The sequence below is a fragment of the Saccharibacillus brassicae genome (assembly GCF_006542275.1).
Taxonomy (GTDB): Bacteria; Bacillota; Bacilli; order Paenibacillales; family Paenibacillaceae; genus Saccharibacillus; species Saccharibacillus brassicae.
In genome coordinates this window covers 3,708,430-3,728,060 of record NZ_CP041217.1, presented here as the reverse complement: position 1 = coordinate 3,728,060, position 19,631 = coordinate 3,708,430, and the positions used below count along the sequence as shown (strand labels likewise).

Annotated in this window: 18 protein-coding genes; 5 read left to right on the top strand and 13 right to left on the bottom strand. The window is 59.6% G+C overall.

Translation table 11 applies throughout. From position 1 onward, the window contains the following. Window positions 1-73 precede the first annotated feature (73 nt). The 5 genes from FFV09_RS15480 to FFV09_RS15460 form a co-directional block, all read right to left on the bottom strand. Complete coding sequence (locus FFV09_RS15480; RefSeq protein WP_141448665.1) at window positions 74-1,057, bottom strand: ROK family protein; 984 nt, start codon at window positions 1,055-1,057, stop codon at window positions 74-76. Window positions 1,058-1,060: 3 nt separating this feature from the next. Beyond that, window positions 1,061-2,710 carry a glycoside hydrolase family 32 protein gene (locus FFV09_RS15475; RefSeq protein WP_170315048.1) on the bottom strand — a complete coding sequence of 550 codons (1,650 nt, stop codon included), beginning with the start codon at window positions 2,708-2,710 and terminating at the stop codon, window positions 1,061-1,063. A 93-nt stretch (window positions 2,711-2,803) separates the two neighbouring features. Further along, window positions 2,804-4,405, bottom strand: coding sequence for an ABC transporter substrate-binding protein (locus FFV09_RS15470; RefSeq protein WP_141448664.1), 1,602 nt, complete (start codon window positions 4,403-4,405; stop codon window positions 2,804-2,806). Window positions 4,406-4,487: 82 nt separating this feature from the next. Beyond that, window positions 4,488-5,369, bottom strand: a complete 882-nt coding sequence (locus FFV09_RS15465) for a carbohydrate ABC transporter permease (RefSeq protein ID WP_141448663.1) — start codon at window positions 5,367-5,369, stop codon at window positions 4,488-4,490. Window positions 5,370-5,394: 25 nt separating this feature from the next. After that, entirely contained in the window at window positions 5,395-6,357 is a 963-nt protein-coding gene (locus FFV09_RS15460) for an ABC transporter permease (RefSeq protein ID WP_141448662.1), read from the bottom strand. A gap of 310 nt (window positions 6,358-6,667) precedes the next feature. On the opposite strand from FFV09_RS15460, the gene FFV09_RS15455 reads away from it, so the two are divergent. From FFV09_RS15455 to FFV09_RS15430, 4 genes are all read left to right on the top strand, one after another. Continuing rightward, window positions 6,668-7,753 carry a LacI family DNA-binding transcriptional regulator gene (locus FFV09_RS15455; protein ID WP_141448661.1) on the top strand — a complete coding sequence of 362 codons (1,086 nt, stop codon included), beginning with the start codon at window positions 6,668-6,670 and terminating at the stop codon, window positions 7,751-7,753. After that, window positions 7,750-8,223, top strand: a complete 474-nt coding sequence (gene infC / locus FFV09_RS15450; RefSeq protein ID WP_141448660.1) for a translation initiation factor IF-3 — start codon at window positions 7,750-7,752, stop codon at window positions 8,221-8,223. The genes FFV09_RS15455 and infC overlap by 4 nt, the downstream gene beginning before the upstream one ends. Window positions 8,224-8,527: 304 nt before the next feature. Continuing rightward, on the top strand, window positions 8,528-8,998 hold the full coding sequence (locus tag FFV09_RS15440) for a pyridoxamine 5'-phosphate oxidase family protein (RefSeq protein WP_141448659.1): 471 nt from the start codon (window positions 8,528-8,530) through the stop codon (window positions 8,996-8,998). Further along, window positions 8,995-9,783 carry a GNAT family N-acetyltransferase gene (locus FFV09_RS15430; protein WP_246098354.1) on the top strand — a complete coding sequence of 263 codons (789 nt, stop codon included), beginning with the start codon at window positions 8,995-8,997 and terminating at the stop codon, window positions 9,781-9,783. The genes FFV09_RS15440 and FFV09_RS15430 overlap by 4 nt, the downstream gene beginning before the upstream one ends. Before the next feature lie 230 nt (window positions 9,784-10,013). Here FFV09_RS15430 and FFV09_RS15425 read toward each other — a convergent pair whose 3' ends face one another. The 6 genes from FFV09_RS15425 to FFV09_RS15395 all read right to left on the bottom strand — a co-directional run bounded on the left by FFV09_RS15425 (window position 10,014) and on the right by FFV09_RS15395 (window position 17,477). Continuing rightward, the gene (locus tag FFV09_RS15425) at window positions 10,014-10,379 is read right to left on the bottom strand and encodes a type II toxin-antitoxin system HicB family antitoxin (protein WP_141448656.1); all 366 of its coding nucleotides are present in this window, start codon (window positions 10,377-10,379) and stop codon (window positions 10,014-10,016) included. Window positions 10,380-10,608: 229 nt separating this feature from the next. Then, complete coding sequence (locus FFV09_RS15415) at window positions 10,609-10,878, bottom strand: hypothetical protein (protein WP_141448655.1); 270 nt, start codon at window positions 10,876-10,878, stop codon at window positions 10,609-10,611. 141 nt (window positions 10,879-11,019) lie between these two features. Further along, window positions 11,020-12,003, bottom strand: coding sequence for a sigma-70 family RNA polymerase sigma factor (locus FFV09_RS24390; protein ID WP_141448654.1), 984 nt, complete (start codon window positions 12,001-12,003; stop codon window positions 11,020-11,022). Between the two features lie 34 nt (window positions 12,004-12,037). After that, a complete protein-coding gene (locus tag FFV09_RS15405; protein WP_170315047.1) occupies window positions 12,038-13,603 on the bottom strand; it encodes an NAD(P)/FAD-dependent oxidoreductase in 1,566 nt (521 codons plus the stop codon). Window positions 13,604-13,840: 237 nt separating this feature from the next. Then, window positions 13,841-15,694 carry an ABC transporter ATP-binding protein gene (locus tag FFV09_RS15400; protein ID WP_141448652.1) on the bottom strand — a complete coding sequence of 618 codons (1,854 nt, stop codon included), beginning with the start codon at window positions 15,692-15,694 and terminating at the stop codon, window positions 13,841-13,843. Further along, entirely contained in the window at window positions 15,687-17,477 is a 1,791-nt protein-coding gene (locus tag FFV09_RS15395) for an ABC transporter ATP-binding protein (protein WP_141448651.1), read from the bottom strand. The genes FFV09_RS15400 and FFV09_RS15395 overlap by 8 nt, the downstream gene beginning before the upstream one ends. A 317-nt stretch (window positions 17,478-17,794) precedes the next feature. On the opposite strand from FFV09_RS15395, the gene FFV09_RS15390 reads away from it, so the two are divergent. Further along, window positions 17,795-18,595 (top strand): SDR family oxidoreductase, encoded by an 801-nt coding sequence (locus tag FFV09_RS15390; RefSeq protein ID WP_141448650.1) that lies wholly within the window; start codon window positions 17,795-17,797, stop codon window positions 18,593-18,595. Between the two features lie 64 nt (window positions 18,596-18,659). On the opposite strand, the gene FFV09_RS15385 is transcribed toward FFV09_RS15390, so the two are convergent. After that, entirely contained in the window at window positions 18,660-19,031 is a 372-nt protein-coding gene (locus tag FFV09_RS15385) for a type II toxin-antitoxin system RelE family toxin (RefSeq protein WP_141448649.1), read from the bottom strand. Next, on the bottom strand, window positions 19,031-19,471 hold the full coding sequence (locus tag FFV09_RS15380; RefSeq protein WP_141448648.1) for a hypothetical protein: 441 nt from the start codon (window positions 19,469-19,471) through the stop codon (window positions 19,031-19,033). Before FFV09_RS15380 ends, FFV09_RS15385 begins: the two co-directional genes overlap by 1 nt. Window positions 19,472-19,631: the final 160 nt, after the last annotated feature.

Genomic DNA, 19,631 nt, shown 5'->3' with positions numbered 1-19,631 from the left:
GGACTTTAGCGGCGTGACGACTTCAACGGCGTGAAGATTTCAACGGCGTGAAAAACTCAGCGGCGTAACAAATTTAAATGCCGGACAGACTTGAATCTCCGAGCCCGGACCGGGACTGTTCCAGCGCCCGGATGCCCAGCGCCAGCGCGCCGCGCAGGCCGGACTGCGTGCCGAGTCCCGGCGCGACGATATACTCGCCCAGCCCTTCGGCAAGTTCCGACGCCGCGACGTAGCCGTTCAGGCTCGCCGCCGCGCGCTGCCGGATCAGCGGCAGCAGATGCTCCTGCTGCATGACGCCCCCGCCGAGAATGATCCGGCGCGGCGACAGCAGCAGAACGGCCGCCGCGATCGACTCGGCGATATAATGCGCTTCGATCTCCCACGCGGGATGATCCGCGGCCAGTTCATGTCCGGGAACGCCCCAGCGCGCCTGAAGCGCGGGACCGGCCGCCATTCCTTCCAGGCAGTCGCCGTGGTACGGGCAGCAGCCGGCGAACGTATCGTCCGGGTGCCGGCGCAGCCGCAGGTGCCCGCCTTCGGGATGCAGAAGGCCGTGCAGCAGCCGCCCTTCGGCATACACGCCTACACCGACGCCCGTGCCGATCGTGTAATACACGCAGCTGTCCAGGCCGCGCGCGGCGCCCCAGATCGCTTCGCCGTAGGCGGCAGCGTTCACGTCGGTATCCCAGCCGTACGGCACGTCGAAGGAGCGGCGCAGCGTGCCGAGAAAGTCGAAGTTCGCCCAGCCCACTTTGGGCGTCGTCGTGACGAACCCGTACTTGGCGCTGCCCGCGCGCAGATCGATCGGTCCGAACGAGCCGACCCCGATCGCCTGCACGCCGCGGCCGGCGAAATAATCGATCGCCTGCGCAAGCGTCTCTTCCGGCGGACCGGTCGGGAAGCTGATCCGGTCGTGAATCTCGCCGTCCACACTTCCGATGCCGCAGACGAACTTCGTGCCGCCGGCTTCGATCGCCCCAACCGGTACGGAATCCAGTGCGGAATCCAATACGGAATCGCCGAGATGCGGCGTCTGTTCGTTATCTCTCCCGATCATGATTCACGCCTCCCCGTTCGAGCCCGCAATCCGGCTGATCCGCACGAAGCGGAATACCGTGGACTCGTCGCCCGCGAAGACCGACAGCCGGTCCGACTGCCCACTTGGGAAGATCAGGTCCGTCATGACGAGGCGACCGCCGCCTTCGAACACTTCGACCGAAGACCGGTCGACGAAAATCCGCAGCTCCGTCTCCGAATCGACCCCAGACTGCATGCCTGGCTTCGTCTCCGAATCGGCCCCAGGCTGCACGCCTGCCTGCGTCTCCGACACAGCCGCTGCGCTGTCCGCAGCCTGCCTTTCTGCAACGCCCGATTCGCTCTGCATGGCCGTAACGCCCCGTTCGCGCATGGCCGCAGCCCCCGCTTCGCTGCCCGGCTGCGCCGTACGCGCCGCATGTCTTCCCGCGAAGTCCGCGTGGAAGCCGCACTCGCCCGACTGCGTACGGTCGATGTACAGTTCGCCGGCTTCCGCGTCGAAGCCGACGGGCGTTCCGCAGCTGTCGCCTTCGCGCAGCACGAATCCGAACGAGCGTCCGCTTTCGGCCCGGACTTCCAGTTCGAAGCTGCCCAGCCGCAGCGGCTCAAGCGCAAGGCGCAGCCCGGCCAGCGTCACGTCCGCAAGTTCCAGCACCGGCACGCGCGCTTCTTCCAGTTCCCGCGCCGGACGCTGCATCAGCGTATCTGCGCCGTCCACCGTCTCAAGCGTCAGCTCCCGCGCGATGGTCATCGCGCCGCGCCAGCCGTCGGTCGGCGTCTGGTTCGCATAGCGCCAGTTGCTCATCCAGCCGAGGTACAGCCGTCTGCCGTCTTCGTCCGGAATGTCCGACCAGCTGACGCCGGCATAGTTGTCGCGGCCGTGATCGAGCCAGCGCACCTGCTGTGAAGCTTCGTCCGGAGTGAACGTCTCGCCGTCGAACCCGCCGACGAAATACTGCGTCCGCGAACCTTCCGATCCGCTTCCCCCGTCGCCGATACTGACCAGCATCACCCAGCGGCTCTTGGTAGGGTCGCCGTCGACGTGCAGTTCGAACAGATCCGGGCATTCCCATACGCCGTCATGCGAACCGATGCCCTGACCGAAATCACTGGTCCACGTCCACTGCTTGAGATCGGGCGAGCGGTACAGCGAGACGATCTGACCGCAGGCGACGACCATGATCCATTGTCCGCTCGGTTCGTGCCGGAACACTTTGGGATCGCGGAAATCGGGCAGGTCCGCGCGTTCAAGCACCGGATTGCCTGCGTATTTGATCCAGGTGCGGCCTTTGTCGGTGCTGTAAGCGAGACTCTGGGTCTGCACGACCGGCGCGTCCGGGCGTTCCAGATGATGGGTGAAGATCGCGACCAGACCCGGTTCGTCCGGGAAAAATCCGGTCGTATTCTGCCAGTCCACCACGGCGCTGCCCGAGAAAATCGTACCGTGCTCGTCGGGTTCCAGCGCGATCGGCAGTTCTTCCCAACGGATCAGGTCGCGCGTGACCGCATGTCCCCAGTGCATCGGGCCCCATGTATCGCCAAACGGATGATGCTGGAAAAACAAATGGTATTCGCCGTCGAAAAATACCATGCCGTTGGGATCGTTCATCCACTTCTCTTTGGGGGAAAAATGGTACTCGCCCCGATGGTCGGGCTTCGTTATTTGCATCGTCATTGTCTGTCCGCCTCCTGCGCCTTCTATATATATGTCGATTTTTGCGTTCATTTTACGTCAATGTCCGGGCTGCCTGCGGGGTTCCGAATAGATTCAGGACTTCACGACGCTGCGATCGTAGCCGTCCTGCCGAATCTTGAGCCATTCCTGCAGGCCGAGCCGATCGAGTTCCGCCAGGTAGGCGTCCCATTCGCTGTCGGCTTTGCCGTTCTGGTACCATTCCGTGCGTTTGCGCAGCATGTACGGGAAGAGGTCGGCTTCGATCGTGGAGAGCCGGTCCAGTTCTTCGATACTGAAAAAGACGTTCGGGTACGTGTTCTCCGCCTTCATATGCGGAACGAGCACTTTCTCCATCAGGTCCATCCGCCATTTGGCGTCGTCCGGCATCGTCGTGTACTTGCCGAAGTATTCGTCGAGAATCGCGAGCGGTCCGCCGATGCTCGTCTTCTGGCGCAGTTCGACCGGCGCGGAGCCTTCGAGCGGCAGATGCTTCAGCATTTTTTTGGCTTCGTCGAATTCGAAAATGTTCTGCTGGGTCTCGTCGCCGTAAGTGCCCCAGTTGTTCTGCACGGATTGGATCGGATCGTAGAGCTGATCGACCCATTTCGCCGTCGTGTCCAACTGCTTGTTCGTGCTGGTCACGACCATCGAGCCGCGGAAAAAGCCCATGCCGTTATTGCGCGTGACGTTGACTTCGCCGCTCGGTCCGGCAACCGGAGGCATCAGGTCGTATTTGTCGTTCATGCCGGTAATGTTCGCTTTGTCCCATGTGAAATACAGGCCGTAACGGTCGTCTTTGCCTTTGGCGACGTACGTGTTCCAGTCCTGCTGGAACGATTCGATATCGACCAGCTTGTTTTTGTACAGATCGTACACGTAATTGACCGCGTCTTTGTAGCCGGGCTCCGTGCCGGTGAACACCACTTTGCCTTCGTCGGTCACGACCAGATGCTCGGGATTTTCGCCCAGGCCGAACGCGGCGAACAGGAACGTCAGGTTCTCGCCGCCCGGCTTGTCGATAAACGACAGCGGGATCTCGTCGGCTTTGCCGTTGCCGTTCGGGTCCTGCGTCTTGAACGCGGTCAGCACGTCTTTGAGTTCGCCCGTCGTCTTCGGCATCTCAAGTCCCAGTTTCTTCAGCCATTCCACGTTGATCCACGGCATATCGTCGACCGACTGGATACGCTCTTTGCCCGAACCCAATTCCTCGATCCACGGGAACGCGTAGATATGGCCGTCCGGCGCGGTAATCATCGAGCGATATTCCGGGTGTTCGTCGAGCACTTTTTTGAAATTCGGCATCTGCTGGTCGATCACGTCTTCCAGCGGCACGATCGCTCCGTCCTTGGCCAGCTTGAGCAGGTCGTAATCGCTGTACTCCGCGGCGAAAATGGCATCCGGCAGATCGCCGCTGGCCATCGCCAGATTGCGCTTCTCCGCGAACACGTCGCTTGTGTAGCTGGTCCAGTCGATATGCACGCCGGTCTTCTCTTCCAGCCGCTTGACGAGAAGTTTCTCGTTCGGATCGGCCGGAGCGAGCGGGGAACTCGACGTCAGCACGCGCAAAATCGGTTTGCCGTCGGCGGTCTGCTGCGGCTCGGACGAACCGCCTCCGCAGGCGGTCACGAGCAGCACGGTAGACAGGGCGGACGCGGAGAGCGCTTTTTTCCAATGCGGCAGACGAAGCTTTTTCATAGGGGATTCCTCCTTGGGATGATGAACCTCGGTGAGCGAATGATCGGACACGGACAAGGGCACGGCGGATTGTCGGACGGTTTTATTTGAGGGAACCGACCATGACGCCTTTTTCAAAATATTTCTGGAAAAACGGATACATGACGATCAGCGGCAGGCTGGAGACGACGATAGACGAATATTTGATCATCTCCGACAGTCGTTTCAGTTCCGCCATCGCCTGCTGGTCGCCGATCATGCCGGGCGCCGCCTGGTTCTGGATCAGAATCGAACGCAGCACGAGCTGAAGCGGGAACAACCTGGAGTTTTCCAGATAGATCATGGCGTCGAAGTACGAATTCCACTGCCCCACGAACGCGTACAGCGCGAGCACGAACATGATCGGCTTGGAGAGCGGAATGACGATGCGCATGAAGATCTTCAATTCGGAAGCGCCGTCGACGTTCGCGGCTTCTTTGAGTTCTTTGGGAATGCTTTTGAAAAACGTCCGGGCCAGAATGATGTTCCACACGTTGACCGCCCCGGGAATGATGAGCGCCCACGGCGTGTCGAGCATGCCGAGCTGACGGATCAGCAGGTAGGTCGGAATGAGCCCCCCGCCGAAGAACATCGTGATCAGGAACAGCGTCATGACGAGCTTGCGTCCGGCAAGCGTATCGTCGGCCAGCGCATAGCCCGCGCAGACCGAGACGAGCACGGTGAAGATCGCGAACGCGCCGGCATACAGCAGCGAGTTGAAGAAGCCGCGGATCATGGCGTTGTTGCTCAAAATTTTGCGATACCCTTCCAGGCTCCAATCGGACGGGTTCAGCGACAGCCCCCGATTGAGCAGCACGGTCGGGTCCATGAACGAAGCGACGATGATATAGACGAACGGGACGACGACGACCAGTACGGCCAGCGTGAGGAACAATCCGTTCAAGACGAGCAGAAACCGGTCGAACGGCGTATTTTTGACAGTCATCGCGGTTCTCTCCTTTCCGGCAAGATTAGTAAAGGCCCTGATTGTCGTTGAGCTTTTTGACGACGAAGTTAACGGTGAGCAGCAGGATGACGTTAATGACGGAGTTGAACAATCCGACGGCCGCCGAGTACGAATAATCGCCGGATTGCAGGCCGACTTTGTAGACGTAGGTCGCGATGATCTCGGAAGACGGCAGGTTCATCGACGTTTGCAGCAGATACGCTTTCTCGAAGCCGATCGACATGATGCCGCCCGCCGCGAGAATGAACACGATCGCCATGATCGGCTTGATCGTCGGCAGGTCGATATGCCAGATGCGCCGCATCAGGCTCGCCCCGTCGAGGCTGGCCGCGTTGTGCAGCTCCGGATCGACGCCGGCCAGTGCCGCGACGTAGATGATCGACGCCCAGCCAGCGGTCGCCCAGATGTCCGACAGGATGTACACCCAGCGGAAGTAGGCGGGATCGGTCATGAACATCAGCGGCTGGCCGAACACCCAGGTCGCGATCGCGTTGATCGGTCCCGTCGGGGACAAGAAGATGAACAGCATCCCGGCGATGACGACGACCGATACGAAGTTCGGCGCGTAGAGGAACAGCTGGATATTTTTTTTGGCTCCGGCTTTGCGGACCTGATTGAGCATCAGCGCAAGCAGGATCGGAATCGGGAAGCCGAACAGCAGCCCGTAAAAACTCAATTTAAGCGTGTTCATAAAAATGACTTCGAAATTGGGCGAGTACAAAAACTTTTCGAAATACTTCAATCCCGCCCACTCGCTGTTCATGATGCCCCGAATCGGGCTGAACTCCTTGAAGGCGATAATGGCGCCGTACATCGGAACGTATTTGAAAACCAGAGTCAATAAAAGCGCCGGCGCAAGCAAAAGGTACAGAAAGCCGTTCTTCTTGAACGAGCCCAGTCCGCTGCGTTCCGCCTTTTTGCGTTGAAGCAGCCGGCCGCCTTTTCCGGTCTCTGCCGAGTTTTCCATTCCCCTTCCTCCATTTCTTGCTTATGAATTTGGTCCCGATCGTTCGTAAGGGCTTACATTTCACATTTGACCGGTTCCGCGTTTACAATTTACCAGAGGGGGAGTTCATATGTCAACTTATTTTGTCAAAATAATTTTTACATTTGTTTGCTGTATATTAGGCATTAAGTATTTCACTACTTTACATTTGTAAACTTCAGATTGCTATTTGGTCATTGTTACGATACATTTGACTATGTAAGCCTTATCTTCGCGCCGCTTGCGGCCGAACTTTTCCACTCAACCGAACCGACAAAGGTGGACCGCATCCATGGCCAAAGAGAAAGTGACGATTCAACAGATCGCGGACGCGCTGGGCATCTCGCGCAACACGGCTTCCAAAGCGCTGAACGACAGCGGCGGCATTCCCGAAGAGACCCGTGCCCGCGTCATCAAAAAAGCGATCGAGCTGAAATACAAACAGTTCGCGTATATGGAAAGCGACGGTTTTCTGCCCAAAAAAACAGGCAATATCGCGCTGCTGACGACCAATCTGCCGAACACGTCCCATTTCGGCTCGCAGGTCATCAGCGGACTGGAGAAGAAGATCAGCATGGAAGGCTACAATCTGTCGATCCATATCGTGCGGGACGACGATCGGGGCGAACGGGCGCTGCCCGTCAATTTCGACGCTTCGGGCGTGGACGGCATCGTCTGCATCGAATTGTTCGATCCCGTCTACAGCCGCCTGCTGACGGAACTTGGCATTCCGGTCATCTTTATCGACTGCGCGGCGGACGCGGCCTATCCGGACTTCCGGGCCGACGTCCTGCTGATGGAGAACGAACACAGCACCTACGGCATGACGCGCAGCCTGATCGAAGACGGCTTGACCGAAATCGGATTCGTCGGCGATTTCAATCATTGCAAAAGCTTCCGCGAGCGCTGGATCGGCTACGGACGCGCTCTGGCGGATGCGGGGCTTGACGTTCCGCGCGAACAGTCGATCCTCGACGAAGACCGCTTTTTCCTGTTCGAGAGCGACTGGATGGAGCAGCGGCTGCGGCAGATCGGAAAGCTTCCGCAGGCGTTCGTCTGCGCGAACGATTTTATCGCCGTCCGCCTGATGCGCGCGCTCAAAAACGGCGGCCTGAACGTCCCCGCCGACGTGCGCGTCTGCGGCTTCGACGACTCGCCCGAATCGCGGATCGTGGAGCCGCATCTGACGACGGTGCATATCTTCAGCAGCGACATGGGCGTCAAAGCCGGCGAAATGCTGCTGTCGCGCATCCGCAATCCGCAGCAGCCGCATCAGGTCACCCACCTGCACACCCAACCGATTCTCCGGGAATCGACGGCGGGCGAATCTTCCGTGAATTCCGCCAAACCTTCAATGAAACGGAGCGATCTTCCATGATCAAAAACGACAAAATCAAAGCCGCCGAAGTCGACGTGACCGGCGTAAACGGCGAAGCGCTCGGCGTCATGGCGACAAGCGAAGCGCTCAAGCTGGCTAGAGAACTCGGCGTGGACCTTCTCTGCACCTCGCTCTATTCCAGCCCGCCTCCCTGCTCCCTGATCTCTTCCGGCAAAGCAAAAGAAGCCAAACAGCAGGAGAAAAAAGCGGCCCGGCCGTCCAAGGTCAAAGAAATCCGGCTGACCGCCAACATCGAAGAACACGACTACGACACGAAAAAGAACCAGGCCCAGCGCATCCTCGCCGGCGGCGACTCCGTCCAGTTCGTCGTCAAAGTGTCCGGCAAAGACGGCGCGAAAGCCAAAGAACGGCTGGAAGAACTGCTCCGCGACCTGCAAGGAACCGGCGTCCGCAAAACCGGCATCCAGGTCAGCGGCAAGCAGGCGGCGGTGCAGGTGGACCCGGTGTAGGCGGAACCGGTGCAGGCGGAACCGGTGCAGGCGGAACCAGTGCAGGCGGAACCGGTGCAGGCGGAACCGGTGCAGGTGGAACCGGCCGAAAATAGCTGCGTATGTCCAACTATTTCCGTCCTGCTCCGCGGTTTCGCCGAATAAGTGCGACAGAGCAGTTATTTGGCGGGTTGGGGCGTGATCAGGCGGGAAAAGTCGGAATTAACTGTCCTCAGGACGTTATTTTCGATTTTGGACCTATATAGAAGAAAATAAGAGTCGTGAGGACGTTATTTTTGAAAATAGACAGGAAGGAAGTGACGATATGGATACCGGCCGTCTTCCCGGATTGAACGATGCGCTGTATGCGCTGCTCGACGGAACCGATCTTGGCGGGAAAACGCATATCGCGCTGACGCTGCATACGGTCGACGAAGAAGGCTACCCGCATCAGGCGATGGTCAGCGCCGGCGAAGTATGGGCGGAAGACCAGAATCGGCTGCGCATCGCGCTGTGGATCGGCACGGGCACGACAGCCAATCTGCTGCGCAGCGGCCGGGCGCTGCTCGCGGTCGTGCACGGCGGCGTGTCCTACACGGCGCGGTTGCGCGCCGAAGCGCTGCCGGAGCTGGCAGGCGCGCGGCATCCGCGCGCGCGCTTTGCCGCGGACGTGACAGACGTGCGCGCGGACGTCGCCAAATACGCGACCCTGACCGGCGGCATCACGATCGACCTGCACGATCCGCAGGCGGTCGTCGAGCGCTGGCAGGAAACATTGGAGGAATTGAAGCGATGAACGAAAACGACAAGGAAATGACTCCGGCGCAGATACAGGCGCAGACACAACCACAACCACAACCACAAGCGCAGATGGAGTTCTCCTCGGCTGCAGCCGGAATGATCGGATCAGTGGAATCAACTGGATCAGTTGGATCAGTTGGATCAGTTGGATCAAACGGATCAAACGCTTCTGACGACGGCACCAGCGAAGGCGCGCTGTTCGATTTCAAGCATTTCCCGCGTCTGGAGACGCCGCGGCTGATTCTGCGCGAAGCGAAGCCGGAAGACCGCGACGGACTGTTCGCGCTGTACGCCGACGAGGAAGTGATGCGCTACATGCCGCTCGATCCGTTCCGTTCGGTCGAAGAAGCGGACGACGAGCTGGGCTGGCACGCCCGCATTTTCCGCGAAGGCACCGGCATTCGCTGGATGATCGAAGACCGCGACTCCGGCGAGTTTGCCGGAACGTGCGGCTTCCTCGGCATCGAGCGGGAGCATAACCGGATGGAGATCGGCTACGACCTGGCGCCCGCTTTCTGGGGCCGGGGCCTGATGCCGGAAGCGGTGCGCGCCGTTCTCGGCTTCGGCTTCGGGCCACTCGGCGCGAACAAGATCGAAGCGCGGGTCGACCCCGGCAACGCCGCTTCGATCCGCCTTATGGACAAGCTCGGCTTTGTTCAAGAAGGGCTGCTGCGCCAGCACGAATACGAAAAAGGCCGCTACGTGGACCTTGCGGCTTACTCGATACTGAAGAGTGAATACGGGCCGAATCCGGTTTTGACTTTGCCAAAAAACGGCTGACTTCTGCCGATTTGCAAAAAGAGACCGCCTTTGCATGGGCAAAGGCGGTCTCTTTTGATAAACCGATTCTATAAACTATACTCTAGCACCTTAACCCAGATAAAAGTAAAGTTACGTCCCCTGAAACGTACTTAAAGCATATGCGTTTCAGGCGAACGTAAACCTCTGATTAGATTTGGTCAACGTACTCGTTATTCAGAAGATTAACCGTGCCTAGAGTGTCCGAACTCTTAAGCGCGTTCCGCAGCTTTGGCTGTACGCTTGCGAATCTCGGATTCCGCGTCTTCGGTAATTCGCTCCGCGATCCAGGCGTTGATACTTTTGCCTGCAATCCGGGCCGCGGTTGCTACGGAACGATGCTGCTCGGGAGCCAGGCGCAGCATTAATTTTCCCGAAAACGGCTTATTCGGCTCTGCCTCTTCTTCCGCGCAAAATTCCAAATAGTCGTCTACCGAGTCGTGAAAAGCCTGTTCCATTTCGTCTACCGAACGCGCCTGAAAAGTCACGACATCCCGAATATTCACGACTTCTCCGTGTAAAATCCGGGCTTCGTTGTCGAATTCGGCATGACCCAGATAGCCTTTGTACTCCATCATGGCGCAAAACCTGCCTCTCCCAAAAATTTTCTTACCGATTTTAAGGCGCCTTTATCCGTTTCTTTTTCCGGATGCGGTCGATGAAAAACGGCTCTTACCTCGTTCAACTTTATTCGTACACAGTCCTGCTTTTCAATAACCGTATAGCAAAAAGCACAAGCCTCGAAGGCCTGTGCTTTTTCACGTGTGTATCGGTACTGCGTCTGTTACGTTCACTGGCTGCACCCGCTCACTGCCCGTACCCGTCCGTGCCTCCGCGGTACTTCGCATAGGCCGCATAAGCGATATAGGCCGCGGTCAGGATGGCGTATACATAGCGCACGTAGCGGAACCAATCTCCGGCTTCCGCCATTCCTCCGAGCGCCGAAGCCGCCACCAGAACGACGACCATCAACCCCGCATTTTCCACAAAATGATACTCGGCCCCGTCGCGCTTCAAGCGATACGCGACGAATCCGGCCGAGAGCAGCATCAATCCAAGCATGATATAGATAAGCAAACTTCCATTCCTCCCCCGCCATCCGTCACGTTCATTATAGAGCATTTCCAGCGTAAAAGATTTCATGATAGACTCCAGCCCCTTCTCATCCCGGAAAGCTGGCGTGATGAACGATTCCGGTGCAGAAGGAGTGTTTGCCGTTCAGCTTCCGCCCCCGCGCAGACCGTGCAGCTTCTCGGGATTGCGCATCAGGTACAACGCCCGAATCCGGCCGGCCGACGCTTCGATGACGAGCGCCGTATCGACCTGTCCGTCGATCCGGAACAACAGGCCGGGCTGGTCGTTCAGCGACAGCCAGCCGAACGCCGCAGCCGGCGCGGACGCCGGGCCGTCCGGCGATGCCGGCTGTTCCGAAGCCGCCGAAACTCTCGCCGCCTCCGCTTCGCCGGGCCGGCCGGCCGAATCCGGCGCGCCCGCGAACTTTCGCGCCAGTCCGCCCAGGAACGCCGCGACCGCCTGCGCCCCGGCAATCGGCCGGACCGCGGCCGACACTTTGCCGCCTCCGTCGGAGCGCAGCACGGCATCGCGGTGCAGCAGTTCGAGCATACCGGCCAGATCGCCGGTGCGCGCCGCGTGCAGAAATTGCAGCACGAGCGGAGCGGCTTCGTCCGCGGACATCAGCTCCCCGGGCGGCTGAGCTGCCTCAATCTTCGGCCGCAGGCGGCTCATCGTCTGGCGGCAGGCCGCTTCCGAACGGCCTGTCGCTTCGGCGATCGCTTTGTAATCGAACGCGAACGCTTCCCGCAAAATATAGACGGCCCGCTCCGCGGGGTCCAGCGTCTCCAGCAGCAGCAGGATCGCGAAAGAGATGCCCTCGCCCCGCAGGTAAGCCGCCGACGGATCGTCGGCTTCGGTCGAGACCGGCTCGGGCAGCCACGGACCGATATAAAGTTCGCGCTGCAGCCGCAGCCTTTTCAACAGATCCAGACAGCGGTTGACCGTCATTTTGCATAAATAGGCTTTCATATACGCTTTGTCGCCGGGCGGATGCTCTTCCAGACGCAGGAAAACGTCCTGCACGGCGTCTTCGGCATCCGAAGATGTGCCAAGCATCCGATACGCCAGCGAGAACAGCAGCGGCCGATATTCGCCGTAAAGATTAGCTCGATCAACGGGCACGACCATGCACAGTCCTCCTTTTCCCAACGTTCTCAATCCGTCAATCCGGCAGCAGATCGACCAGCTTCCACGTATACCGCCGCGCCAGCAGGCCGAGCGAGCCGGTCAATACGAGGTCCCGGCCGTGCAGCCGCGTCCACGCAAAGCCCCGGTTCGGTCCGAGCGAAGCGCAGAGCACGAGCGGCGCGGACCGGTATACCGGCCCGGGCCGCCCTTCCAGCTCGGCGCGGATCGCTTTGGCCAGCCATTTGGCCTGGGACGTGCCTTCCCGGCAGCTCATGCCTTCGATCCGGCCGGTCGCGGGATCGACGATCCGGGCGCAGTCCCCCACGGCATGACAGCCGTCCCAACCGCCGATGCGCAGCGACGCATCGACAACGATCCGGCCGGCTTCGTCGACCGGAAGCCCCCAGCTCGCCGCGGCGGGACTCGCCTGCAGCCCAAGCGCCCATACGCACAGATCGGCGGGAAGCCGTTCGCCGCCTTCAAGTTCCACCTGCCCGTCCATGAAACGGACAGCCCGGCGGCCGTGCAGCAGCGCGACGCCCGCCGCGCGCAGCTCCCGCTCCAGGCGTGCGCCCGCTTCGGCCGACGCCTGCGGCAGCAGCCGCTCGCCGGCGTTGACCAGCGTCACGACGGGCGTATCCGCCGCCAGCCCGCTGTCGCGCCGGCGGCGCAGCAGCTCGTCCGCCCACTCGGCCGCAAGTTCGATGCCGGACAGTCCTCCGCCGACGACGACCGAGCGCGGCGATCGGTGCTCCGGCTCCGGCGCGGCAGCTTTCCGTGCTTGGCCCGCTGCGTCGGCTCCGCCGGCGCCGGCACCGACGGCAGCGCCTCGCCAAGCGCCCAGCGCGGCCCGAATGCGGTCCGTGTCCGCCGGGTCCGACAGATCGAAGCCGCCCCGCTCCTCGATAGCGGTTCGGGGCACGCTGCCGGTCGCGACGACCAGCCGGTCGTAGAGAAGCGTCTCGCGGCTGCCGTCCGGCCGCTTCAACTCCAGCTTCCGCTCCGCGGAGTGAATACTCCGCACGTCCGCCTGCAGGAATTCGAACCCGTGCCGTGCCAGGTTCGCGAACGGCACCTGCATCTTTTCCGGATGCACGGCGCCGCGAAACAGCAGCACTTTGCGCAAATGCGACGCATGGCGGTCGATCAGAATCAGCCGTGCTCCGGCGGCCCTGCCTTCGACAGGCGCAGGCGTCGGCGTCCGTTCCCGCTGCCCGGAATGTCCGCCGCAGGCGTCCGCCGCGGAGTCTCTCTCCGCTTTGTTCGCCGCTTTGAGGCGCAGTTCCTTCTTGAGCGCGAAAAGCGTCTGCAAACCCGCGTAGCCGCCGCCGATCACGACGATGACCGGCGCTTCCCGGACCGGACTGTTTCTTGTCGCAGCGGCATGCGCCCGGGCTTCGCCTGCCGGAGTTCCGCCGGCTGGCCTTTTTTTGGCCTCATCGTCGTTGCCCTTCGCTTCCCGCAGAAGATCGCCTCGCGGCTCATCGCCTGCCGTTTCCCCTTTTTGCACATCGTTCTCCGCACTTCCCGCCTGCCGCTTGTTCCCATTCCTGTTCATGTTCTTGTTCATGTTCCTGTTCATGTTCTTGTTCGCGTCCATGTTCATCGCCCCTTTGCCGTTTGCCCATGAAACGATTGGCGTCCGCTTTTTGTGACAACCCGGCGCAGAAACCGCAAAAAAAGCCGTTCACCCGTGAACAGACGGGCAAACGGCCTTGCGACTTCCGATTGATTTCCGGATGCGGTTCAATCGATTTCCTTGCGGGTTCTTGCTGCCTCGGATCGACTTGCAATCGGCTTACAAGCGTCTTGCGAGCGTCTTGCAAGCGTGTTCCGCTCAATCCCCCGCTTCTTCCTGCACGCCCTGCCCGTTGTACAGGCCGCTGTAGAAGCCGCCCTGCGCCAGCAGTTCGTCGTGCGAGCCGTGTTCGAGCAGGCCCCCGTCCTTGAGGACGAGAATCTGGTCGGCCTGGCGGATCGTGTTCAGGCGGTGGGCGATAACGAAGCTGGTACGTCCCTTCATCAGGCGCTGAAGGCCCTGCTGGATCTTGATCTCGGTCACGGTGTCGATACTGCTCGTCGCTTCGTCGAGAACGAGAATCGCCGGATCGGCGAGCATCGCCCGGGCGATCGCGAGCAGCTGCTTCTGCCCCTGGCTGATGCCGCTGCCGCCGTTGGTCAGCTTCTTGTCGTACCCGCCCTGCAGCCGGACGATAAACGAATGCGCGTTAGCGAGCTTGGCCGCTTCTTCGATCTCTTCGTCTGTCGCGTCGAGACGGCCGTAGCGGATATTTTCGCGGATCGTGCCTTCGAACAGGAACGTGTCCTGCAGCACAAACGCCATATGCGAGCGCAGGTTCTCGCGCTGGATACTGCCGATCTCGCGGCCGTCGATCGTGATCCGGCCGCTGCTGGCGTCATAGAAGCGCGACAGCAGCTGGATCAGCGTCGTCTTGCCCGCGCCGGTCGGGCCGACGAGGGCGATCGTCTCGCCGGGCTTCGCTTCGAACGAGATGTCCGACAGCGTCGTCTGCCCTTCGTCGTATCCGAACGACACGTCTTCGAACTTGACCGCGCCTTCGATCTTGTCGAGCTTCGACGCCTGGCCTTCGTCCTTGTTCTCCACTTCTTCGTCCATGATCTCGAACACGCGCTCCGCGCCGGCGATCGCCGACAGCAGCGTGTTCCACTGGTTCGCCAGATCGTTCAGCGGCCGGGTGAACTGGCGCGCGTATTCGACGAACACGATGATGACGCCGATCGTCACCTGGCCGTTGATGGCCAGAATGCCGCCGATGCCCGCCACGAGCGCGAAGCTCAGGTTGTTCAGGCTGTTCATCAGCTTCGGAATCATGCCGGAAATGGTCTGCGCCCAGAAGCCGGACAAGCGGATACGTTCATTGCGTTCCGCGAATTCGCGTTTGACCCGGTCTTCCTGGGAAAAGGCTTTGATAATACGCTGGCCGGACAGCGTCTCTTCGATATACCCGTTCAGATCGCCGAGATTGCTCTGGCGCTCTTTGAACAGCGGTCCGGTGCGCCGCGTGATCCAGCGCATGCCGAGCGCCATCAGCGGCACGACGATAAAGGTCAGCAGCGTAAGCAGCGGGCTGAGCGACAGCATGACGCCAAGCGTCCCGAACAGGATCAGAATGCTGGAGAAGATCTGGATCGCCGAGCTGTTGAGCGTGCCGCTGACGTTTTCCATATCGTTCGTGACCCGGCTCATCAGTTCGCCCTGCTGGCGCTTGCCGAAGAACGGAATCGGAAGCTTGTGCAGATGGGAAAAAAGATCGACCCGCATCCGGTACACGGTCTCCTGCGCGATCTCGATCATCCAGATGCTCTGGAGGAACATCGTCAGCGGGCTGAGCAGGTAGACGACGCCGAGCACGAGCAGGAATCCGGCCCAGCCGAGTCCCCACAGCGCTCCGTCCCCGCCCAGATAATCGTCGACCGCGACCCCGATCATGTACGGACCGAGCAGCGACAGCGCCGAGCTGATCAGTACCATGAACAGGACGAGCCCGAGTTTGAGTTTCCGGCGGGCCAGGTATTTCCAGATCCGCACGAGCGTACCCGAGACGTTTTTGGCCCGCTTTTTCTTTTTGTATTCGCCGCTTGCCTTCGACGGGTCGCCGATTACGGGCGGCCGCGGCTGGCGGAAGGCTTCGGTCAGCGCGTTAGGCATGCAGCGCTTCCCCCTTTTCAAATTGGGATTCGTAGATATGGCGGTACAGTTCCGACGTCCGCATCAATTCGTCATGCGTGCCGCCGGCGATCAGCCGTCCTTCGTCCAGCAGCAGGATCAAGTCCGCCGCCTGGGTCGAGCTGATCTTCTGGGTAATGAGGAACGTGGTGCACGAGATGTCTTCCAGCGCTTCGAGCAGCCGACTCTCGGTCGCAAGATCGAGCGCGCTCGTGCTGTCGTCGAGAATCAGGATCGACGGACGGCGCACGAGGGCGCGGGCGATCGACAGCCGCTGCTTCTGGCCGCCGGACAGGTTCACGCCGCGCTGGCCGAGCCGGGTCTCGTACCCGTTTGGCAGCTTCTCGACCGTCTCGTGAATCTGGGCGATCTTCGCCGCTTCTTCGATCTCTTCGAACGAAGCGTCTTCGCGGCCCCAGGCGATATTCTCGCGGATCGAGCCGGTGAACAGCAGCACTTCCTGCGGCACGTAGCCGATGCTGCGGCGCAGATGCCCCGTATCCCAGTCGTCGATGCCGCGGCCGTCGATCGTGAGCGTGCCCTGATCGCGGTCGTACAGATGGGGAATAAGCTGCACGAGCGACGATTTGCCGGAACCGGTCGCGCCCATGATCGCGACGCGCTTGCCGGCGCCGATCTTGAACGAGATATTCTCCAGCACTTTGATATCGCTCGTCGGATACCTGAACGAGACGTTGCGGAATTCGACCGCGCCTTCCATCGCCGGCACTTCGGCGCGCGCACTGGCCGTCTTCGCCGCGCCGGAAACGGCCGCGTCGGTACCGGAAGCCTGAACCGGCCGTTCTTCGGCCGCGATCTCGCCGTTCTGCGTATCGAGCACTTCCTTCACGCGCTGCGCCGAAGCGCCGGCACGCGAGAACGTTACCGCGATCCACGAGAAGGCGGACAATGCGCCGATCGTGCGCAGCGCATAGTTGGCGACCGCGACGACTTCGCCGACGGTCGCGCTGCCGGACGCGATATCCGCGCGGCCGAACCAGAGCACGGCGACGATCGCGGCGTTCATGACGAGCATGATGAACGGCATCGTCGTCTCGGTCAGGCGCAGCGCGGACACCGTGTTCTTCATCAGCTTGCCGCTGGAAGCGGCGAAGCGTCCGTTCTCGTGCTTCATGCGCACGAACACGCGGATCAGGCGGATGCCGGTCAGGTTCTCCTGGATGACGCTGTTGACCTTGTCGAGCTTGCGCTGCACGTTCTTGAACATGGCGCCGGCCCGGCGCATGATCCACAGAACGAACACGAGCAGCAGCGGCACGGTCAACGCGAGCAGCAGCCCGAGCTTGAAGTTGACGACCATCGCCATGACGACGCTGCCGACGACGACGAGCGGCACGCGGGTCATGAAGCGCAGGCTCATGAAGATGGTGTCCTGCAGCTGCGTCACGTCGCCGGTCATGCGCGTGATGAGCGACGAGGTGGCGAAGCGGCTGAAGACGGAATACGAAAACGATTGCACTTTATCGTACAGCGTCTCCCGCAAATCGCTGGCGAAGCCCTGGCTTGCGAACGAAGCGAAGAAGGAACTGGCGATGCCGGCCACAAAAGCGAAGATCGCACCGACGATCAGAACGCCTCCCCACATCCAGACGACGCCGAGGTCCGAATTGGCGATCCCGTCGTCGATAATTTTCGAGATCAGGTAAGGCTGCGCCAACTCGACGGCAAGCTCGATGACCATCATCAGCAGCGCCAGCAGCGATGCGGTACGGTACTTCTTTAGAAAGGCAAAGACTAACGACATGATCATTCCTCCGAACCGGGCAGCAGTATTGGCAAAAAAACAAACGTGAACATTTTGACGAACAGGCGGGCAAGCGACAAGTTCCATTATAGCGAATCGCGGCTGACATCGGGCTGACAATCGTTAACCTTTTTACAAACCGCTGCGTCTTTCCTTACATATTGCATCGATTAGCCATTATTTACCCTTCCCTTCGGCACACTAACTTCATTTGACGCCAGAAAGTTAAAATTTCGCATATTTATGCGTGATTAACCCTTTTTCGAACGGGTAACTTTTAAAAAGACTGCAGAAATCTCTCAGAAGGAGTGAATCCCATGTCCAATTCTCCAAGAATGAGCGAAAAAGTATCCGTCGTGACCGGAGCCGGTTCCGGCATCGGCCGGGCCGCCGCGCTGCGGCTGGCCGAAGAAGGCGCCCGCGTGGCGCTGATCGACCGCGATTCGCAGTTCGTCGAAAGCGTCCGCGCCGAGATCGAAGCCGCCGGCGGCCAGGCGATCGCGCTGACCGTCGACATCTCCGCCCCTGCCCAGTACCGCGAAGCGCTCAAAGAAGTCGTGTCCACATACGGGCGGATCGATACCCTCTTCGCCAACGCCGGCATCCTCGGCGTCGTCGGACCGATCGAATCGATCGAAGACGACGAGTGGGACGAGACGATCACGAACAACGTCAAAGGCACGTTCACGAGTGTCAAATACGCGATTCCTTATCTCAAGGAAGCCGGCAAAGGCAGCATCGTGCTTACGAGTTCGCTCAGCGGCACGCGCGTCTTTTCCCAAAAAGGCTTCTCCGCCTACAGCACGTCCAAAGCGTCGATCGCCGCCTTCGGCCAAATGGCCGCGTTCGAGCTGGCGCCGTCGAATATTCGCGTGAACGTCGTCGCTCCCGGCACGATCGACACGAACATTTTCAGCAGCGAAGACAAAGAGCCGGAAGCCGACGACATGAACACGAAGCCTGTCGAATACCCGGAAGGCACCGTCCCTCTGCCCGAAGGCAACGGCAAGCCCGAGCAGGTCGCAAACCTCGTGCTGTTCCTCTCGTCGGAAGAATCCGACCATATCAGCGGCGCCGTCGTGCATATCGACGGAGCGGAATCGCTGTTTGTGGGTTAAAAAAAGAACAAGGCCTCCGAATCGAAATCCTGATATCGGAGGCCTCTTTTTTATTGGGTCGTCCTCACCAATCTTTTCTGTTTTTTGCGATTTGATAAGCCATTTCGTTTTTCCTCGGACCTACGGCGTAGATCTCCACGATCGTAACATCTGCCCGTTCTTCGGCAATTCGATAAACGATCCGAATGCCTTCGTCCAACAAACGAATTTTGTACGCGCCTTTCAAGTCGCCGTGCAGCACCCACCCCGGAACGGTATCGTGCGGATTCGAGTTCGTCTTAAACCGCTTCAAAATCGCTTTCAGAATAAGTTTGAGATCCCCTTTCGGATAATCCGCCAGATCTTCCGTCAGCACTCCCTGTTTGAAACGAATGTCCACCCGATAATTTCGAATCATTTGTTCGATAAACGGTTGAATATAGGATTCCGAAGACATCAGTCAATGTTCACCTCGTCCGCATGATCGAAAATATCTTTCAAATCCTCTTCGTCAAGCTGCATATTTTGTACGGCTTCCGCAAACGACAATGAAGGCTGATGTTCTCTTTCCTTCGCTTTGAGCATCAGATTTTCTTCGCTGAGACGCAAAAGTTCATCCTGCAGTTCCTTGAGCCTCTCTTCTTTGGCGCGATAGTGCCGCAAGCTGGTGACGACTCCGGCCGCTTCTTTTTTCTTGCTGTTTTGAATAATATAGACGTTCTCTTCGCCGTCTTCGGTCGAAAACTCCTCCAACACCAAAGCCAGTTTGTTTTTGCGGGTCGCTTCGCTTATGTTCATGACGTTATTCATAAAAAAATCGATATTGCCCAAAGTGGACGCGGTTTGATTGATCTTGTGCCCTTCTTGGCGCCGTGCCTGTTCGCTTGTGAGTTCCATTTTTGTTCTCCTTTCTTAGCACCTTCTCTATCACTCATTATATCACACGCAAAATGACATTTTGTAAGACATCTTAACGCATTCGATTAAAAAAGAGTCCTTCAAATAAAAAAAGAAGCATCTCAAACGGATGCTCCTTGCGCAATGACGTCTAATGATC